Origin of the sequence: Rhizobium laguerreae, from assembly GCF_019778565.1 — a bacterium.
In the GTDB taxonomy this organism is placed as follows: domain Bacteria; phylum Pseudomonadota; class Alphaproteobacteria; order Rhizobiales; family Rhizobiaceae; genus Rhizobium; species Rhizobium laguerreae.
In genome coordinates this window covers 889,576-905,927 of record NZ_JAAXQT010000001.1, presented here as the reverse complement: position 1 = coordinate 905,927, position 16,352 = coordinate 889,576, and the positions used below count along the sequence as shown (strand labels likewise).

13 protein-coding genes and 1 other annotated feature are annotated in these 16,352 nt (G+C 63.2%); of the genes, 3 read left to right on the top strand and 10 right to left on the bottom strand.

Annotation, left to right across the window (positions count from 1 at the left end; translation table 11 throughout):
• Nucleotides 1–73: 73 nt before the first annotated feature.
• Complete coding sequence (locus HFO71_RS04460) at nt 74–1,384, bottom strand: extensin-like domain-containing protein (protein WP_077978502.1); 1,311 nt, start codon at nt 1,382–1,384, stop codon at nt 74–76.
• Between the two features lie 151 nt (nt 1,385–1,535).
• On the bottom strand, nt 1,536–3,356 hold the full coding sequence (locus HFO71_RS04455; protein WP_077978503.1) for a methyl-accepting chemotaxis protein: 1,821 nt from the start codon (nt 3,354–3,356) through the stop codon (nt 1,536–1,538).
• Nucleotides 3,357–3,646: 290 nt separating this feature from the next.
• Between HFO71_RS04455 and HFO71_RS04450 the strand changes: the two genes are divergently transcribed.
• Together HFO71_RS04450 and HFO71_RS04445 are read left to right on the top strand one after the other, a co-directional pair.
• Nucleotides 3,647–4,033 (top strand): acyl-CoA thioesterase, encoded by a 387-nt coding sequence (locus HFO71_RS04450; protein WP_168341385.1) that lies wholly within the window; start codon nt 3,647–3,649, stop codon nt 4,031–4,033.
• 19 nt (nt 4,034–4,052) lie between these two features.
• Nucleotides 4,053–4,640, top strand: coding sequence for a hypothetical protein (locus HFO71_RS04445; RefSeq protein ID WP_077978505.1), 588 nt, complete (start codon nt 4,053–4,055; stop codon nt 4,638–4,640).
• Nucleotides 4,641–4,804: 164 nt separating this feature from the next.
• On the opposite strand, the gene HFO71_RS04440 is transcribed toward HFO71_RS04445, so the two are convergent.
• From HFO71_RS04440 to HFO71_RS04410, 7 genes are all read right to left on the bottom strand, one after another.
• Nucleotides 4,805–5,977, bottom strand: coding sequence for a DUF1501 domain-containing protein (locus HFO71_RS04440; protein ID WP_077978506.1), 1,173 nt, complete (start codon nt 5,975–5,977; stop codon nt 4,805–4,807).
• 11 nt (nt 5,978–5,988) lie between these two features.
• Complete coding sequence (locus tag HFO71_RS04435) at nt 5,989–7,500, bottom strand: DUF1800 domain-containing protein (protein WP_077978507.1); 1,512 nt, start codon at nt 7,498–7,500, stop codon at nt 5,989–5,991.
• Between the two features lie 219 nt (nt 7,501–7,719).
• Nucleotides 7,720–8,067 carry a DMT family protein gene (locus HFO71_RS04430; protein ID WP_017960930.1) on the bottom strand — a complete coding sequence of 116 codons (348 nt, stop codon included), beginning with the start codon at nt 8,065–8,067 and terminating at the stop codon, nt 7,720–7,722.
• Between the two features lie 119 nt (nt 8,068–8,186).
• On the bottom strand, nt 8,187–9,374 hold the full coding sequence (locus tag HFO71_RS04425) for a GGDEF domain-containing protein (RefSeq protein ID WP_206987906.1): 1,188 nt from the start codon (nt 9,372–9,374) through the stop codon (nt 8,187–8,189).
• 216 nt (nt 9,375–9,590) lie between these two features.
• A complete protein-coding gene (locus HFO71_RS04420) occupies nt 9,591–10,841 on the bottom strand; it encodes an MFS transporter (protein WP_206987904.1) in 1,251 nt (416 codons plus the stop codon).
• A gap of 431 nt (nt 10,842–11,272) precedes the next feature.
• Nucleotides 11,273–12,082, bottom strand: coding sequence for a class I SAM-dependent methyltransferase (locus tag HFO71_RS04415; protein WP_206987902.1), 810 nt, complete (start codon nt 12,080–12,082; stop codon nt 11,273–11,275).
• A gap of 185 nt (nt 12,083–12,267) precedes the next feature.
• Nucleotides 12,268–13,317 (bottom strand): class I SAM-dependent methyltransferase, encoded by a 1,050-nt coding sequence (locus tag HFO71_RS04410; RefSeq protein WP_206987900.1) that lies wholly within the window; start codon nt 13,315–13,317, stop codon nt 12,268–12,270.
• A 98-nt stretch (nt 13,318–13,415) separates the two neighbouring features.
• On the opposite strand from HFO71_RS04410, the gene HFO71_RS04405 reads away from it, so the two are divergent.
• Entirely contained in the window at nt 13,416–14,495 is a 1,080-nt protein-coding gene (locus tag HFO71_RS04405) for a GlxA family transcriptional regulator (RefSeq protein ID WP_132609900.1), read from the top strand.
• A 239-nt stretch (nt 14,496–14,734) separates the two neighbouring features.
• Here HFO71_RS04405 and HFO71_RS04400 read toward each other — a convergent pair whose 3' ends face one another.
• Nucleotides 14,735–16,201, bottom strand: coding sequence for a SulP family inorganic anion transporter (locus tag HFO71_RS04400; protein ID WP_221975958.1), 1,467 nt, complete (start codon nt 16,199–16,201; stop codon nt 14,735–14,737).
• A 68-nt stretch (nt 16,202–16,269) separates the two neighbouring features.
• Nucleotides 16,270–16,325, bottom strand: a sequence feature (sul1 is cis-regulatory element that is thought to sense ions involved in sulfur or methionine metabolism; They are found in Alphaproteobacteria).
• Between the last annotated feature and the right edge of the window lie 27 nt (nt 16,326–16,352).

The window sequence follows — 16,352 nt, the reverse complement described above, 5'->3', positions numbered from 1 at the left end:
ACCGTTTTTTAGCAGCCGAGCCCGATGCTGCGACATCAGCCGCACCCGCGCCGCATGGCTTAGGCGATATGCATCAGTCGCAATAGGCCTTGCCGCTCTTGCGGGAGCGAAGATCGAAGTGGAAGTGGTTCCAGTGCTCCGGGTTGCTGCCGGGGCCGAGCACGGTGTTGAAATAGCTGCAGCTGTCGGTGCGCACCGCCTTCAAAAGCCGCCCTTCGCGCAGCGAGAACAGGCCCTTCTTGCGCACGTCGATCTCATGGCCGTTCTTCAGCACGAACTTGCCGACGTCGATGGCGTTGCCGCGGGCGTGTTCCGACATCGGATTGTATTTCTGCCGGCTGTTGTTCATGCGCCGGCAGGAATAGCCGCCGAGCGGCTGGATCGTCTTGATGCCGGACCAGTAACGATAGCGGGCGGACGGCGCCAGTTCGTTCTTCACCCATTTGGCGAAGGCAAGCGTCACCTGGCAGTTCAGCGTCACGGCGGGGCGGACGCCGATATTGCCGGAAAGTCCCTTCAGCGACACCGGATAGGGTACCTGGCAGGCCGGCCCGTTCGAGATCGGCGGCTTGTTGTCGAAGAGTACGCCCATGCGTTTCAGCTCACGCCGGCAGGCAAGCTCGGAGGACGGCATGACGCTGGGATCGACGGGTGCTGCCGGTTCGCTCATCATCGGATTGTTCGGCCGCAGCATCGCGACCTCTTCGCTCTCGTCCTCTTCGGGAACACGGGTCGGCGCCACCACAGGGCTGCCGTCGTTCCAGGCGGGCGCCCGGCTCATCTGTGCCTCGGCCGCCGGCTGCGGCATTGGCTGCTGCGGGGGCTGGCGCATGGGCTGGTTGAGCTGCGTCGGGTTATCGGTGCCGATGCCGTCGACAACCGGCTCGGTGGCGTTGCCCTCAGCGATCTGTTGCTGTTGTTCCTGCGCCAGTCCGACGACTGGCTCCGCCCCGAGATCGTCATCCATGTTGACGCCGCCCGACGGGATCGCAAGCACCTGCGTGCCGCCCCAGTTGCCGCTCGGTTGGCCTGCCGCCAGCGCCTCGTCGCTGTCGATCATCGGCAACCTACCCCCCTGCGCCGGTGCGGCCGGCGCCGCCTGACCGGTGCCGGCAAGATTTGGCGTATCGAGATAATCGACCGAGCCCTGGCTAGTGCCGACGGGCGCACTGGAAACCGGATAGGAGGCCTGGCTCTCCACCGGCGCCATGCGCACGGCAGGGGCCAAGCGCGCTGCCCCCCGCGACGGCGAGATCGAGCTGACCCTGGTGCCGTTGTCGACATTGGCTGGCGGCACCAGCCCGTCGCTGATCGAACAGGTCGTCAGCGCCGCCGAAAGCAGCAAGGGCAAAAGGGATCGCCGTGGAAAGGAAACAAACGCCATACTCTTATCGCTTCCGCAGGCTGGCTGGGCAGTGACCGAAAAAACTCACTCCAATTTTAATTAAAAACGGTGAATGAAAACTTACCGGCACAATCTGCACGCGACGGAAATGAAAAAGGCCGGTTTCCCGGCCTTTGTTCAGTGGCTTAACTCACGCTGCCCGTGTGTATCTGGCCCCGGCTCTTTGCTCCGCCCCGCGCAGGCGAAAATTCGAAAGCAGCGTCTTCAGCTGGGTGCTCTCGTCGGCGAGCGTGCGGCTTGCCGCCGTCGTCTCCTCCACCATCGCGGCATTCTGCTGCGTCATCTGGTCCATGTGATTGACGGAACCGTTGATCTCGTTCAACCCGGTCGACTGCTCGCGCGCCGCCGTCGCGATCGATGCGACGTGATCGTTGACCTGGTTGACCAGTGCCTCGATTTCCAGCAGCGCCTCGCCCGTCGAGCGCACCAGCGCCACCCCGCCCTGGACCTCAGTCGCTGACCGGCTGATCAGTTCCTTGATCTCCTTGGCCGCGTTGGCGGAGCGCTGGGCAAGTTCACGCACTTCCTGGGCGACGACGGCAAAGCCGCGGCCCGCCTCGCCCGCCCGCGCAGCCTCGACGCCGGCATTCAGCGCGAGCAGGTTCGTCTGGAAGGCGATTTCGTCGATGACCGAGATGATCTGACCGATGCGGTTGGACGAATCCTCAATCCGGCCCATCGCCGTCACCGCATTGCGGACGATCTCGCCGGATTTTCCGGCACTCGCCTTGGTCTCGGCCACCATCTCGCGTGCCTCGTTCGCCCGCTCGGATGCCGTCTTGACCGTCGCGGTGATCTCGTCGAGCGCTGCCGCCGTTTCTTCGAGTGCAGCTGCCTGCTGCTCAGTCCGCTTCGACAGATTGCCGGTCGCCTCGCTGATGTCGGAAGCGCTGTCGTTGACGACGCGGCTCGATTCGGCGATCGCATGGATGACGCCGTTCAGCGCGTCGACGGCGGCGTTGAAATCGCCCCTCAGCTTTGCGTAATCCTCGCCGATATCGCCGATCGCAACCGTCAGGTCACCGCCCGCAAGCTTCTCCAGGCCGACGCCAAGCGCCTGCATCGCGCGGTTCTGCCGTTCGGAGGCGGAACGCAGGCTTGCCTCGTTGCCGCGGCGCTCTTCCTCGATCTGCTGCTGTCTTTCGTCTTCCCGCCCGCGCAGCGCGCTACGCTCGTCGACGGAATCGCGCAGCACCAGCAGCGCCTTGGCCATCTGGCCAATCTCGTCGCGACGGTCGCTGCCTGATATCTCCACCGATGCTTCTTCGGCCGCAATCGCGTTCATCGCCGCCTTCAGCCGCGCGATCGGCGCCGTCACGCTGCGCACGATGGCAAAGGCGATCGCGATCGTCGCCGCAGCGCCGATCAGGCAGGCCATCGTGGCCCAGAGCAAATTCTGGCGATAAAGCGCGGCAAGGTCGTCGGCATAGACGCCGGTGCCGACGATCCAGCCCCAGGGCTCGAAACCGGCGACATAGGAGTATTTCAGCACTGGCTCATCGGCGCCCGGCTTCGGCCAGAGATAGTCGACGAAACCCTTGCCGTCCTTCTTCACCTTGTTGACGAACTCGATGAACAGGAATTTGCCGGTCGGGTCCTTCATCTGCGAGATATCGGTACCATCAAGCGCCGGCTTGATCGGGTGCATCACCATTTTGGGATGCATGTCGTTGATCCAGAAATAGCCGTCGGCGCCGTAGCGCATCGCGCCGATCACGTCCTTGGCGGCCGCCTGCGCCTGCTCGCGGGTCATCGTGCCCGCCTGCTCCATCTTATAATATTTTTCGAAGATGCCGAGCGCCGTCGCATCCAACTGCGCCAGCCCTGCCTTCCGCTCGTCTTCCAGCTCGGAGTAAGAATAGTTCAGAAAGAAGACCATCGTCGCCGCGAGTACGGCAAGCGTGAAGCCAACGAGACAATAAAGACGGGTGGAAATCTTGACGTTGCGCATGAGGTTCCCAGCGATTCTTATAGGTGAAATCAATCGCATCCTGAATTGCCGGAATTACTGGAGCGTAAAGCTTAATTAGAAAATAATTAAATAACGTAAGGTAAGACAGCGGTTGCGAAACTCAACACATTGAAACCAATCGACATTTCAATCGGCAACGGCAGCAACATTTTTCCCGTCGGCCGCCTGCAGCGCTTTGACCTAGGCGTCTTTTACAGCCCACGGCCTTTGCACTAGGGTGCTTTGCAGTGAATCGCCGGCCCGACGCCGCACGAGATTGGAGAAGACTTATGACCGATGCCGCGAAGCCAAGAGGCGAACTGACGCTCAGGACGCTTGCCATGCCCGGCGACGCCAATCCGGCTGGCGATATCTTCGGCGGCTGGGTTATGGCGCAGATGGACCTTGCCTCCGGCATCCGTGCGGCCGAGCGCGCCAAGGGCCGCGTTGTTACTGCCGCGGTCAAGGAGATGGCCTTCAAGCTGCCGGTCAAGATCGGCGACACGTTGTCTGTCTATACCGATATCGACCGTGTCGGCCGTACCTCGATCACGCTCTGCGTCGAAGCCTGGGCGCACCGCGCACGTTACGCCAAGATGGAAAAGGTCACGGCTGGCACCTTCATCATGGTGGCGCTGGACGAAGAGGGCAAACCGAAGCAAGTCCCCGAGGAGTGACAGCCTGAGGATCGACAGCATGGAAACGGTCAGCTCGCCGGAGGTCTTCCTTCACATCAAGGTGGTGATGGGCATGGTCATCAGCCTTTCACTTGCGAGAGTGCTCACCGGCCTTGCCGGCATCGTCCAGCATCCCGCCAAGGCCAAGGTCTATCCCATCCATCTCGGCTGGGCGCTGTCGATGTTCCTGTTCATCATCCATATCTGGTGGTGGGAATATCGCCTGCAGGCCGTGCCTTCGATCGGCTTCGGCATCTATCTCTTCCTCGTCTGCTTCTGTAGCCTGTTCTTCCTGCTCTGCGCCCTGCTCTTTCCTGCCTCGCTCGACGAATATGGCGGCTACGAGGAATATTTCGTTTCCCGACGCAAATGGTTCTTCGGCATCCTCGGCCTCACCTACGCCGTCGATATTCTCGACACGACAATCAAGGGCCATGAGCGCATCCTCTCGCTCGGCTGGGAATACCCGGCCCGCAACATCGTCTACATCCTCCTCTGCGCCATCGCCGCCTGGACCCCCAACCGCCGCTTCCACACCGCCTTCATCATCGTCAACCTGGTCTATCAGATCAGTTTCATCTTCCGGCTTTATGATGTGTTGGGGTGAGACGCGGTTCCGCGAAGCGGGAGCAATCGATCCAGTGAATCGATTGCAACGTCGAACGCCCTGAGCCAGGCGAAGGGCCGGGTAGCGGCAAGCTCCCTGGCTAGCCAAGAGACGACCTTATTCTTGCCCTTCGCTTACGCTTCGTGCATTCGCGGCTCCGCCGCTCACCCCCTCAAAAACTGCGATCCCTTGTCGAACCCCAGCCCCGGGAAGATCTTCCCCGTCAAATCATCGGCAGACACATCGAACTGCCGGTAGAGCATCGCCGCAGCGAGCTCGCGCACGTCGGCGGTCGGCATCAGGTCGCGGTCGTCGAGCAGCTGACCGTCGCCGATGCCCGGCCAACGGCCGAGGATGCGACCGCCGTTGATGGCGCCGCCTGATAGCAGCGCGCAGCCGCCGGTGCCGTGGTCGGTGCCGGCTGAGCCATTCTGGCGCACGGTGCGGCCGAACTCGGTCATGGCAAGCACCACCGTCTTTGCCCAGATCTCGGGCCCGAGCGTGGTCTTCAACATATTGATCGCCTGCGAAAGGTCCTGCACCGGTCGTTTGAACTGGCCGGCCTGGCCAATATGCGTGTCCCAGCCTGATATCGAGAAGCTGGCGATGCGGTAATCGCCCTTCAGCATGTTGCCGGCGAGCGCTGCCACATCGGCGATCTTTGCGCCGCGCTGGCCCTCCGGCTCGACCATCATCGAGGCGCTATTGGCCCGTGTCGCCTCGGCCATCGCCTCTGCGAACGGCGGATCGCCGGCATAGAGCCGCGCCAGGAACTGCATCTCGTCGCGCGCCGGCGCCAGATTTGAATCCGACGCCCAGACGTCGACATTGTTCGGTCCGGAGAGGATCAGCTCCGTCGAGGTGTTGATGTCGATTGCCTTGCGCGCATCCGAGCGCGGAATGACGGCGAGCGCCCGGTTCAGCCATCCGGTCTTTTCCTCGGCGACATGTTCGCCGCCGGATTCCAGCATGTCCTGCCCGTCGAAATGGCTGCGCTGGTCGCGATAGGGCGTCGACACCGCGTGCACGAAGGCGAGCTCGCGGCTCTTCCAGAGCGGCAGCAGCTCGGCGGCCACCGGATTGAGGCCGAAATGCCCGTCGAGATCGAGAAGCCCGGTATCGGGCGTCAGCGCCAGTGTCGGCCTGAGCGCCGCAAAGCCGGCATCGCCATAGGGCTGCACCAGATCCAGCCCGTCCATCGCGCCGCGCAGCACGATGGTGACGAAACGGTTGTCCCCCGGCATCGCCGCGAAAGTGACAGGCGTAAAGATGGGGGCGGCGGCGAGACAGCAGGCCGACGTCAGGAAGCCGCGGCGGGAAAGCGAGATCTGGTTCATGACAGAGGCTCCTATCGGCGATTGAATTCGGGCGATGCCAGCACCAGCGTCAGCCCGCTGACCTTGTTCGGCGCCTGCGACACCACGCGGATCGTCTCGTCGCGGGCGGCATCGGCAAGCGTCGATTTCAGGAATTCGCGCGGATCCTCGTCCCGGCCGAACTGGGCCGCGGCCCGCCTTGCCCAGGCCAGCCGCTCGGCAAGCTGGCTGCCGGTGATCCAGGCGGAAAAGCCTTCCTCGAAACCGGCCGGGCTCGGCGGCAGCCAGGTCGGTTGTCCCATACGCCTGAGCGCGCCCTGCCCCAGCGCCCTCGCCGTCCGGAACGCCTTGAGGCGCTTGCCCCTCGCCTCGCCGGCAGGATCCGTCGGCACCGGCGATCCTGCCATGCCGGGCGTGTTCGCCGCCATGTCACCCTCGTCCGTGCCCTGCTGGTTGGCCGCCAGGAAGCTGCCGACAACGCCGTTGACCGGCCCCGCATTCAGCGCCCTCAGGCCGGCGACGATATAATCGAAGGGCTGGCGCGCCTTGGCGCCCTCGTCGCGCCAGGCGGCGGGATGATCGAGCATGGCTGTGTAGACGGCAGTCAGATCGCCATCCGTCTTCTTCCAGGCCTCGGCCATATTGGACACCATGCCCTCGTCAGGCTGGTCGGCGATGAAATGCACCGCGAGCTTGCGGCTGATATGCGCCGCTGTCTTTGGGTGGACGGCGAGATCGTCGAGCATGTCGAGATAATCGTCGCGCGAACGCCGGCGCCCGCCATAGCTGACGCCGAGCACCTCATGTGCGCCGGGCTCCGAAATATTCGGCCGGAACGCGATGTCCATCTCCTTGCGGTCGATGGTGAGCCCCGTCAGCACCATGGCCGCCGCCGTGACATCCGCCTGGCTATAGCCGCTGCCGGCGCCAAGCGTGTGCAGCTCCAGTAGTTCGCGACCGAGATTTTCGTTCAGCCCTTTGTTGCGCTTCATGCCGCCGGCCGAATCCGGCCCAAGCGAATCCGCCTGGTCGAGATAGATCAGCATGGCCGGATGGGCGGTGGCGCTGCGCAGGAGATCGCCGAACTTGCCTGATATGAATGGCCGGATCGCCTCGGCCTCGTAGAGCGGCACGATGAGGCGCATCGGCAGGCTCTTGTTGGCGCTGGTGGAGAAATGGTCAGTCCAGAAGGTCGAAAGCCTCTCGTAGAAGCCGTACGGCGATAGCACCGCCTGCATCAGCCGTAGGTTCGCATCATGCTGGAACTGCTGCTGCACTTGCTGTTGCACGCCCTTGCGCATCTCGCGCTGCGTCGTATCGTCGGTCACCGTCTTGGCGTCCTGCCGGATCTGCTTCAACTGCGCCTGCAGGCTGAGAATTGCCTGGTGGCGCATGTCGGGCCCGCCGAGGGGAAAATCCGGCGTTGCAGCCACGCCCTCGGCGATTTGGCCGATCAGCTCATCCTTGCTCTGCGGCGGCGCCTCGCCCGGCCGCAAGCCATAACCGAAGCGGATCGCCGCCATCGTCGGGAAAGAGAGGCTCATGGCCGGTCACCTCCTGATCACTGCTAAGCAATCCCAGCAAAAGTGCGTCGCGGTTTTGCGTCCGGAATTGCGCAAACAAAAAGTCAGAGCATTTCAGTGACTCGAAAAAAACGGAAATGCTTGAGGTGACAGGCTGCCAGCCGATTGCGACGCCAATCTGTAGGAAATGTGACGATATCTAGACATGGACGATTTGTAATCTATTGAAAAGGCTAAAGTTTATGCACGGAAGATGAAAGATGCACCAATTGCAATCAGGGCGAAACCGATCGCATGGTTCCAGGTCAGGTTCTCGCCGAGCCAGAAGATCGAAAAGCCGGCAAAGACGATCAGCGTGATCACCTCCTGCATCGTCTTCAGCTGCGCCGTCGTATAGACCGCCGACCCGATGCGGTTCGCCGGCACCGCCAAGCAATATTCGAAGAAGGCGATTCCCCAGCTGACGATGATGGCGAGGAAAATCGCGCTGCTCTTGTGCTTGAGATGCCCATACCAGGCAAAGGTCATGAAGATGTTGGAGGCAAACAGCATGACGACAGGCCAGACGGCCGCAGGGGAAAAGGACATGGGGTAACTCGGGCTGTGAAGGGAGGAACCGATCCGGTAGGGAGATACCGGCAGCCCTTACCTAGCACGCCGCCATTCGGCTGCAAGCCCTGCGACGCCCGAGATCGGTCGCGATAGCCTCACACCGCCGAGGCGATGCGGATACCAGGCAGGTCGCGCGGCGGTTCGCCTTCCAGCATCACCCTGTTGCGGCCGGCCTCCTTTGCCGCATAGAGCGCGATATCGGCGCGGCCGATCTGTTCGTGCAAGGACCGGTCGCCCTGGCGGTGCTCCGCAACGCCGAAGCTTGCCGTGATCGCCTGGTCGGCGCCGAACGCGCTGCGGTCGGCGGCAGCAAAGTCCAGCCGGATGGCGTTGGCGATGGCCGCCGCCTGCGCGATCTCCACCTCAGGCAGGAAGGCGACGAACTCCTCGCCGCCGAAGCGCGCCGCAAAAGCACCCTTGGGCAGCCGCGCCGAAAGCTGCTCGGCAAGGCCGCGGATGACCAGGTCGCCGCAAGCATGGCCGAACCTGTCGTTCACCCGCTTGAAATCGTCGATGTCGCAGATGATGACGGCGCCGGTCGCAGCCTTCGCTCCGGTCGCCCAATCGGCAACCACCCGGTCGAAACCGCGCCTGTTGAGAAGGCCCGTCAGCGGATCGTGATCGGCGGCGCCGCGATAACGCGCGATGAGGTCGAGCGCGACCGCGCCGAGCGCCGAAAGCCCAAAGAGCAGCGACAGGATCGACGCGGTCGCCTGCATCATGAAATCATAATTCGACGAGAGGAACCCTTCGGCCGTGCCGCCATAGGAGGGCATCACGAAGACCAGCATGATATTGCGCCCGACCGTATCGAGCACGATCAGCCCGGCGATGACAAGCAGTAGCCTGTCGGCAAGATGACGGGCGTGCCTGATGCTCAGGGCAACGGCGAAGGCGAGCAGCACGGAACAGGAGAGATCGTTGATGACGAGCTCGGCCGGCAGGTTCCCCGCGACAAGGGCCGCATAGCTGGTCGCCGCGACGGAGAGACCGCAGAAGACCAGCCGTCCCCGCACGAAACCCGGCCGCCCGAAGCGGAAGAGCAGCGCGCCGCTATAGAAGTAGAAGGCTGAAACGAACAGCGCGTCGGCGATCGGCGACAGGATGGAATCCGAAACGAGGTCTGAAAGCAGCGGCATCGAGAAGGCCGCCACGCCGAGGAAATAGGCCGCCGCCCAATAACCGGCTTCGCGCAAACCCTGCCGCCTGACCACCAAAAAGGTGCAGCCGAAAATCAGCATGACTGCTGGCAAGAGGAAGGCGAAATTATCCGTCGAACCCATACGCTCCTCGCTGCGAGACGCAAGACATGACCCACGCGAGGAATAGGCCAAGTGTTTAGTCCCGGGACTAAACACTTAAGACAACGACCTTAAAAAAAAGAAACCGGCGGGGTATAGAAATTGCACCGGAATTTAGCATTCAAGGGCAGATGGCGCGGCAGGACGCAAGGAAAGGCCGGCGACGTCAGCCGCCGGCCTTCATAGCCGCAGGCAGCGCTAGATTCGCATCGCGCCATGCGGTTCCTCGGCCTCCTCCGAGCCGAAGCGGACATCCTTTTTCTCGTAGCCGAAGCCGGCAAGGGCCGCGACGATGAGAGCTACCACGGCCGCGACGATCAGGAGCGCATAGGCATAGTCGCCGTCCCAGCGAGCGGCCAACCCGGCCTGCAGCGTCGCATTGCCCGAGGCGAGCAGGTTGCCGAGCTGATAGGCAAAGCCCGGGAATGTGCCGCGCACCTCGTCTGGTGACAGCTCGTTCAGATGCGCCGGCACGATGCCCCAGGCGCCCTGGACGAAGAACTGCATCAGGAAGGCGCCGATGGCGAGCAGCACCGGCCCGGGCGCATAGGCCCAGAGCGGCGCGACGGGCAAGGCGATCAGCGCGGCGATGACGATTGCCTTCTTCCGGCCGATCCGCTGCGACAGTGCGCCGAAGAACAGCCCGCCGCAGATCGCCCCGATATTGTAGACGACGGCGATCGCGCCGACCGTATAGCTCGAATAGTTGCGCTGGGTCTCGAGGAAGGTCGGGTAGATATCCTGCGTGCCATGGCTGAAGAAGTTGAACGCCGTCATCAGGAGGACCGCCCAGATGAACAGCGGAATGTTTTCGCGCAAGACCGTCAGGAACGGCCGGCGCCCCTCGGCCTGCCGCTTCAGGAAGGCCGGACTTTCCTCGACGTTGCGCCTGATGTAGAGCACCAGCAGAGCCGGCACGGCGCCGACAAAGAACATGCCGCGCCAGCCGATGACGGGAAAAAGCAGGAAGAACACGATCGAGGCGATCAGATAGCCCGAGGGATAGCCGGCCTGCAGGATGCCGGAAACGATGCCGCGGCTCTGCTCCGGCACCGTCTCCATGACCAGCGAGGCGCCGACGCCCCATTCGCCGCCCATGGCGATGCCGTAGAGCGCCCTGAGCACAAGGAACATGGTGAGCCCGGTGGAAAAGCCGGTCAGAAATTCGAATATCGAATAGAGCAGCACATCGGCCATCAGCGTGATGCGCCGCCCGTAGCGGTCGGCCGCCAGCCCGAAGACCAGCGCGCCGAGCGCCCGCATGGCAAGCGTCAGGAAGATCGCCACCGAGACGGCGGGAACGTCGGTATGGAATTCCTCGGCGATATATTTGAGAACGAAGACGAGAATGAAGAAATCGAAAGCGTCGAGCGTCCAGCCGAGATAGCTGGCGATGACAGTGTTGCGCTGCTGCGGCGTCAGCCGGCGCAGGCTTTCCAAAGCGGACATCTGATATTCCTCCGTCCGAAAGCGGCGGCGAGGCGGGCAATTCCGGATGCCGTCGGAAGGGGTGCCCGAAACGGGCGAGTGATGCTGTTGCGGCAGCGTTTGCAGTCGGAGACAGCGGGCAATAACGTCAGCAATGCTGCCCGTGTTCCATCACAATTGCCGTGATCCGCACGCCCCTCAGCCACCATTGAGGCATGGCACTTTCCCCGGCGCCATAATCTTGGCGCGGCATCCTTCAACGCCCCTCATCCTGAGGCGCGTAGCCCACGGGGCGAAGCCTCGAAGGACACGTCGCAACGCCGCTCCTCGCGTCCATTTGACGCCGGCGCGCCGCCCCGCCCTTCGAGGCCCCTTCGGGCGCCGCAGGATGAGGCTCTCTTGGGCGTGGCGCAAACTCGCTGTCTATCAACCGTAGGCGGCATCACACACCGCTATCCACCGCCCGGCACCCTTCCCCGGCACGCCCATGCCACCGATGCGAACGACCGCGGCCCATCCGACTCGCCGGCCTCGTAAGCGGCCCTGACGGCGGCATCGACCGCTTTTCGCTTCGCCGGATCTAGCCCCGCGACATATTTGCCGAGCGGTCCCTCGCCGGCGGCGATCGGCTCCCAGTAGTCCGCGAAGGAGAGGTATTCCATCCGGATCAGCAGCGAGGTTTCCTCGACATCGGCAAGGCCCTGCGCGATGAAGCTCTCCTTCATTTCCCCCGGCCGCATCATCGGCTGGAAACAATATTTGCGGCGCAGGGGCAGCGCGCCCTCATCAAGCATCACCACCGTATCCCACATCATCCGCATGCCGGACATGCCGCCATAATGATCCCAGACGGCTGCTGCGACTGTGCCGCCCGGGCGCACCACACGGCGCATCTCGGATACCGCCTTTCCCGCTTCCGGCACGAAATGCAGCACGAGCAGCGACATCGCCCTGTCGAAGCGGTTATCCTCGAAGGGAAGCGCGCAGGCATCGGCCTGCCGGATCGATACGAGCGGATCGGTGTTGCGCCGCGTTGCCGCCTCGACGAAGACCGGCGAATAGTCGACGGCTGCGATCTCCTGCAGGCCCGGCGTTTCCGCCAGCGTGAACGCCAGACTACCGGTGCCGCAGCCGACATCGAGCACGCGATCGCCGTCTGCAAGACCGACGAAATCGATCAGCATCGGCGCGAGCTTCCTGCTCCACCGCCCCATCAGCCGTTCGTAACCATCCGCACTTTCGACATTGAAACTCGACGGCATCGAAGCCTCCCCTCAAGAACGCTGGTCTGCCGCCAAACAATAAGGTGTCACGGCGACGGTCGCAAGCGGAACAGCCGTGCCAGGCTTAGTCTACATCGTCATCCGTCCGACCGCACAGACGAGAGCGTGCAGTCGGCGGCGGGTGGCCATCGGCCACCCGCGTCTCGAATTGCCCCCCGCTGACGTCAGAGCCGAGCCTCCAGCACCATGTTGAACGGGGTCTCCGTTGCACGCCGCACCTTCGAAAAGCCACCCGCCTTGAGCACCTCAGTCAGCTTTGCCTGGCCGGCCTGCGCGCCGAGGGCGGCACCCACTTCCTGGCCGAGCGAGGCCGGGACGCAGGTGTTGGCCGAGGCGGCATAGAAGACGCGGCCGACGGGGTTGAGGTTTTCGGCCAGGCTGTCGCCCGCCATCGGCTCGACCAGCATCAGCGTGCCTTCCGGCTTCAAGGCCCTGGCGATATGTCTGACGGCGCCGACCGGGTCTCCCATGTCGTGCAACGCGTCGAAGATGGTGACGAGGTCGAAGCCCGCCCCTTCGAAATCCTGCGCCCGGGCGGTTTCGAACCGGACATTGCTCATGCCCTTTGCGTGGCGGCTCGCATGCTCGATCGAATGGGCGTGGAAGTCGAGGCCTGTAAACTGCGACTTCGGAAACGCCCTGGCCATCAGCAGGGTCGACGAGCCGAAGCCACAGCCTATATCGGCGACCTGCGCGCCGCGCTCCAGCTTCTCGACGACACCTTCCATCGACGGAAGCCAGCTCTCGACGAGATTGGCCTTGTAGCCCGGCCGGAAGAAGCGATCGGTGCCGCAGAACATGCAGTTGCACCTATCCGTCCACGACACGCCGCCGCCATGGCGGAAGGCATGGGTGAGCTTGGCGCGATCGGCATAGATGGCGTCGAGGGCGACAAAGCCGCCGATCATGTTGACCGGGCTGTCCTCGACGGCAAAGATCGCCGCCTGTTCAGGCGAAAGCGTAAACCTGCCGGTCGCTGCGTCATAGTCGACAAATCCCGACGCTGCCTGGGCGGCGAGCCATTCCCTCACGTAGCGCTCTTTTGTGTCGGTCGCTTCGGCAAGTTCGATCGATGAGATCGCTCCCCTCTCCGCCATCTTGCGATAAAGACCCAACTCCTCGCCGATGATGACAAGGGCGGAGTTCTGCGCCGCCCCGAGCTCATTGACCATGACGCCGAGCAGCGTCTGCAACTTCTCGATATTCAGTTCCATTGATGCGATACCCTCTCCATCAGGCAGCGACATGCCACCCGTTTCGAAGCGCCTTTTACGTGTTGCTAATGGTTGGCAGCAGAGGCAGGATGGCCGCTATGAAGCCGATAGAGCCACATTCCGCCAATGTGAAGCGCCCCTTGCGGGTTAGCATCGTCGCATTTCCGGAGTGCGACCCCTCGATCATGTACGGCATCTTCGACACGCTGTGGATCGCAGGCGCCAACTGGAAGAGCAGCTCGAACGAGCCGACGAGCGAGGTGATGTTCGCGCCGCGCCTGGTCGCCGCCGAGCCCGGCCCGCTGAGGCTGATAACAGGCGTGACGATCATGCCGCAGGAAACGATCGATGACATCGAAGAGACTGACTACGTCCTCGTTCCGAACGTGCTTGTCGACACGCCAGAAACCATCAGGGCACTCGACCGGCGGCTGCTGAACTGGATTGTCGAGATGCACCAGCGCGGCGCGCGCCTGCTGGCCGCCTGCGGCGGCTCGATCGTGCTGGCCGAGGCGGGGCTGCTGGAAGGGCAGTCGGCAACGACGCACTGGATGTATGCGCCGCTGTTTCGCAGCCAGTTTCCGAATGTGGAGCTTAAGGAAGAGCGCATCCTGGTCCAGGCCGGCGCTGGTCATTCTATCGTCTGCGCCGGCGGCGCATCCTCCTGGCAGGACCTGACGCTCTTTCTCATCGCCCGGCATGCCGGAACGGCGGAAGCCATCCGCATATCGAAGATCTTCCTCTATCAATGGCATCGCGATGGCCAGCTGCCCTACGCCTCGATGATCGCCAATGCCGATCACGGCGACGCCGTGGTGAAGAAATGCCAGGAATATGCCCCCCTGCACTACCAGTCGGCGGATATCGTCGCCGAGCTGCTTAGGCTTTCCGGGCTGCCGAAGCGGTCCTTCGACCGCCGCTTCAGGAAGGCGACGGGTTATTCGCCGCTCGAATATGTCCAGTGGCTCCGGGTCGAGGAAGCCAAGCAGATGCTCGAGATGGAGGATGGACCGATCGAGGAGATCGCGCTCGAAGTCGGCTATTCCGACCTCACCTCGTTCCGCCGCCTATTCCGCAAGCTGGCAGGCCTGACGCCCGGCGAATATCGCCGCCGCTTCCGGCTGCCCGCCAATGTCGAGGCGGCGCTACAGGCAGTGGCGCCGACGGCGCGTGCCTGAGCACGATGCCTCGCTCGACGACATCGGGAAGCGGACTCAACCGGCCACCTCCACAGAATGTCACCACTCGGTGACCTCGCTGCGACTCATCCGGTCTTGTCGAGCACTCCAGTTGAAGCCCTTCGCTCATTCGGCATAGCTGTGCCGCCTTTGGTTAACTGGCCATCAGACGGCTGAACGCCACGGGAACCGGCGGCAGCGACGATTTCGCGATCGTCTCACGCTAGCTCTCGCGCCCCTCACACCTCTTTCAGCACCACTTTGCTGTCGAGGCTTCCGATCAAAGTCGCGCTCGCCCGGTTGAGGCCTGCGACCTCCACGGCAATGCCATGCGCCCTGAACCGATGCACGACCTTGTCGAGTGCGGCAACGGCGGTGATGTCCCAGAAATGCGCTGCGGACACGTCGATCTGCACGGACTTGCCCACCGCGTCCTGAACGTCGAAGGCTTCGACGAAGACGTCGGCGGAGGCAAAAAACACCTGGCCGGACACGCGATAGATCAGCCGCCCGGCGGCTTGATCGGGCGCCACATCAACACGCAGCAGACGGGCGACCTTGAAGGTAAAGAACACGCCGCTGAGCAGCACGCCGACCGTTACCCCGAGCGCCAGGTTGGCGGTGAAGACGGTGACGAGGACGGTCGCCACCATGACGGCACTCGACATCCTGGGATGGATGATGACAGCTCGAAGCGACGACCAGTCGAACGTATCGATCGACACCATGACCATGATCGCCACCAGCGCGGCGACCGGAACCTCGGAGACCCACGGCTTCAGCAGCACCATCAGGATCAGCAGGAAGGCACCGGCAAACAGCGTCGAGACCCGGCCGCGCCCGCCATACTTCACATTGCTCACCGTCTGGCCGATCATGCCGCAGCCGGCGATGCCGCCGAACAGGCTGGCGGCCGCGTTGGCAAGGCCAAGACCGGTGCATTCGCGGTTCTTCGAACTCGGCGTATCGGTGAGATCATCGACGACGCTTGCCGTCATCATCGATTCCAGCAGTCCTACCATGGCGATGGCAAGGGCGGGTCCGGCGATGATCCGAAGCGTTTCGAGCGTCAGCGGCACGGCCGGCCAGCCGAAGACGGGTAGCGAATCCGGCAGCTTGCCGAGGTCGGCGACGGTGAGAACCGGAAGCCCAAGTGCCGTCGAGGCGACAGTCAGGATCAGGACGCAGATCAGCGGCGACGGGATCGCCGTGGTGATGCGGGGCGTGAGATAGATGATGACAAGCCCGGCGATCAGCACGGCATATTCCATCCAGCCGGCGCCGATAATATGCGGCATCTGCGCGGCAAAGATCAGAATGGCGAGTGCATTGACGAAGCCGGTGCGGACGGATTTCGACACGAAGCGCATCAGCACGCCGAGCCGCAGCAGGCCGAACACGATCTGCATCAGCCCCGCCAGCAGCCCGGCCGCAAAGAGATAGGGCAAGCCGTGAGCATGCACCAGCGGCGCCGCCACCAGCGCCACCGATCCGGCGGCGGCCGAAATCATCGCCGGGCGTCCGCCGGTAAACGCAATGACGATGCCGATGACGAAAGAGGCGAACAGACCAACCTCGGGATCGACCCCCGCCACGAAGGAAAAGGCGATCACCTCGGGAATCAGGGCGAAGGTCGCCACCGCTCCGGCAAGCATTTCGCGCATGGGATTGGCAGACCAATCGCGACGGATGGAGGAAAGCAGCATCTTGAAGTCTCGCAAAGCATGGCCGGACCCGCTCTGTCGAGTGGTCGCGTGATGGCATGCAGGTTTTGCGTTGTCTGGCGGATCGGCGGCCAGAAGAGCCACCCGGGATCTCACCGGGTCCGTGGTGAATGCCTGCGGTATAGACGATCTT

What these genes read in the sequence shown, in the direction of transcription:
- HFO71_RS04460 (WP_077978502.1), bottom strand. Translation starts at nt 1,384, where the DNA reads ATGGCGTTTGTTTCCTTTCCACGGCGATCCCTTTTGCCCTTGCTGCTT.
- HFO71_RS04455 (WP_077978503.1), bottom strand. Translation starts at nt 3,356, where the DNA reads ATGCGCAACGTCAAGATTTCCACCCGTCTTTATTGTCTCGTTGGCTTC.
- HFO71_RS04450 (WP_168341385.1), top strand. Translation starts at nt 3,647, where the DNA reads ATGACCGATGCCGCGAAGCCAAGAGGCGAACTGACGCTCAGGACGCTT.
- HFO71_RS04445 (WP_077978505.1), top strand. Translation starts at nt 4,053, where the DNA reads ATGGAAACGGTCAGCTCGCCGGAGGTCTTCCTTCACATCAAGGTGGTG.
- HFO71_RS04440 (WP_077978506.1), bottom strand. Translation starts at nt 5,977, where the DNA reads ATGAACCAGATCTCGCTTTCCCGCCGCGGCTTCCTGACGTCGGCCTGC.
- HFO71_RS04435 (WP_077978507.1), bottom strand. Translation starts at nt 7,500, where the DNA reads ATGAGCCTCTCTTTCCCGACGATGGCGGCGATCCGCTTCGGTTATGGC.
- HFO71_RS04430 (WP_017960930.1), bottom strand. Translation starts at nt 8,067, where the DNA reads ATGTCCTTTTCCCCTGCGGCCGTCTGGCCTGTCGTCATGCTGTTTGCC.
- HFO71_RS04425 (WP_206987906.1), bottom strand. Translation starts at nt 9,374, where the DNA reads ATGGGTTCGACGGATAATTTCGCCTTCCTCTTGCCAGCAGTCATGCTG.
- HFO71_RS04420 (WP_206987904.1), bottom strand. Translation starts at nt 10,841, where the DNA reads ATGTCCGCTTTGGAAAGCCTGCGCCGGCTGACGCCGCAGCAGCGCAAC.
- HFO71_RS04415 (WP_206987902.1), bottom strand. Translation starts at nt 12,082, where the DNA reads ATGCCGTCGAGTTTCAATGTCGAAAGTGCGGATGGTTACGAACGGCTG.
- HFO71_RS04410 (WP_206987900.1), bottom strand. Translation starts at nt 13,317, where the DNA reads ATGGAACTGAATATCGAGAAGTTGCAGACGCTGCTCGGCGTCATGGTC.
- HFO71_RS04405 (WP_132609900.1), top strand. Translation starts at nt 13,416, where the DNA reads ATGAAGCCGATAGAGCCACATTCCGCCAATGTGAAGCGCCCCTTGCGG.
- HFO71_RS04400 (WP_221975958.1), bottom strand. Translation starts at nt 16,201, where the DNA reads ATGCTGCTTTCCTCCATCCGTCGCGATTGGTCTGCCAATCCCATGCGC.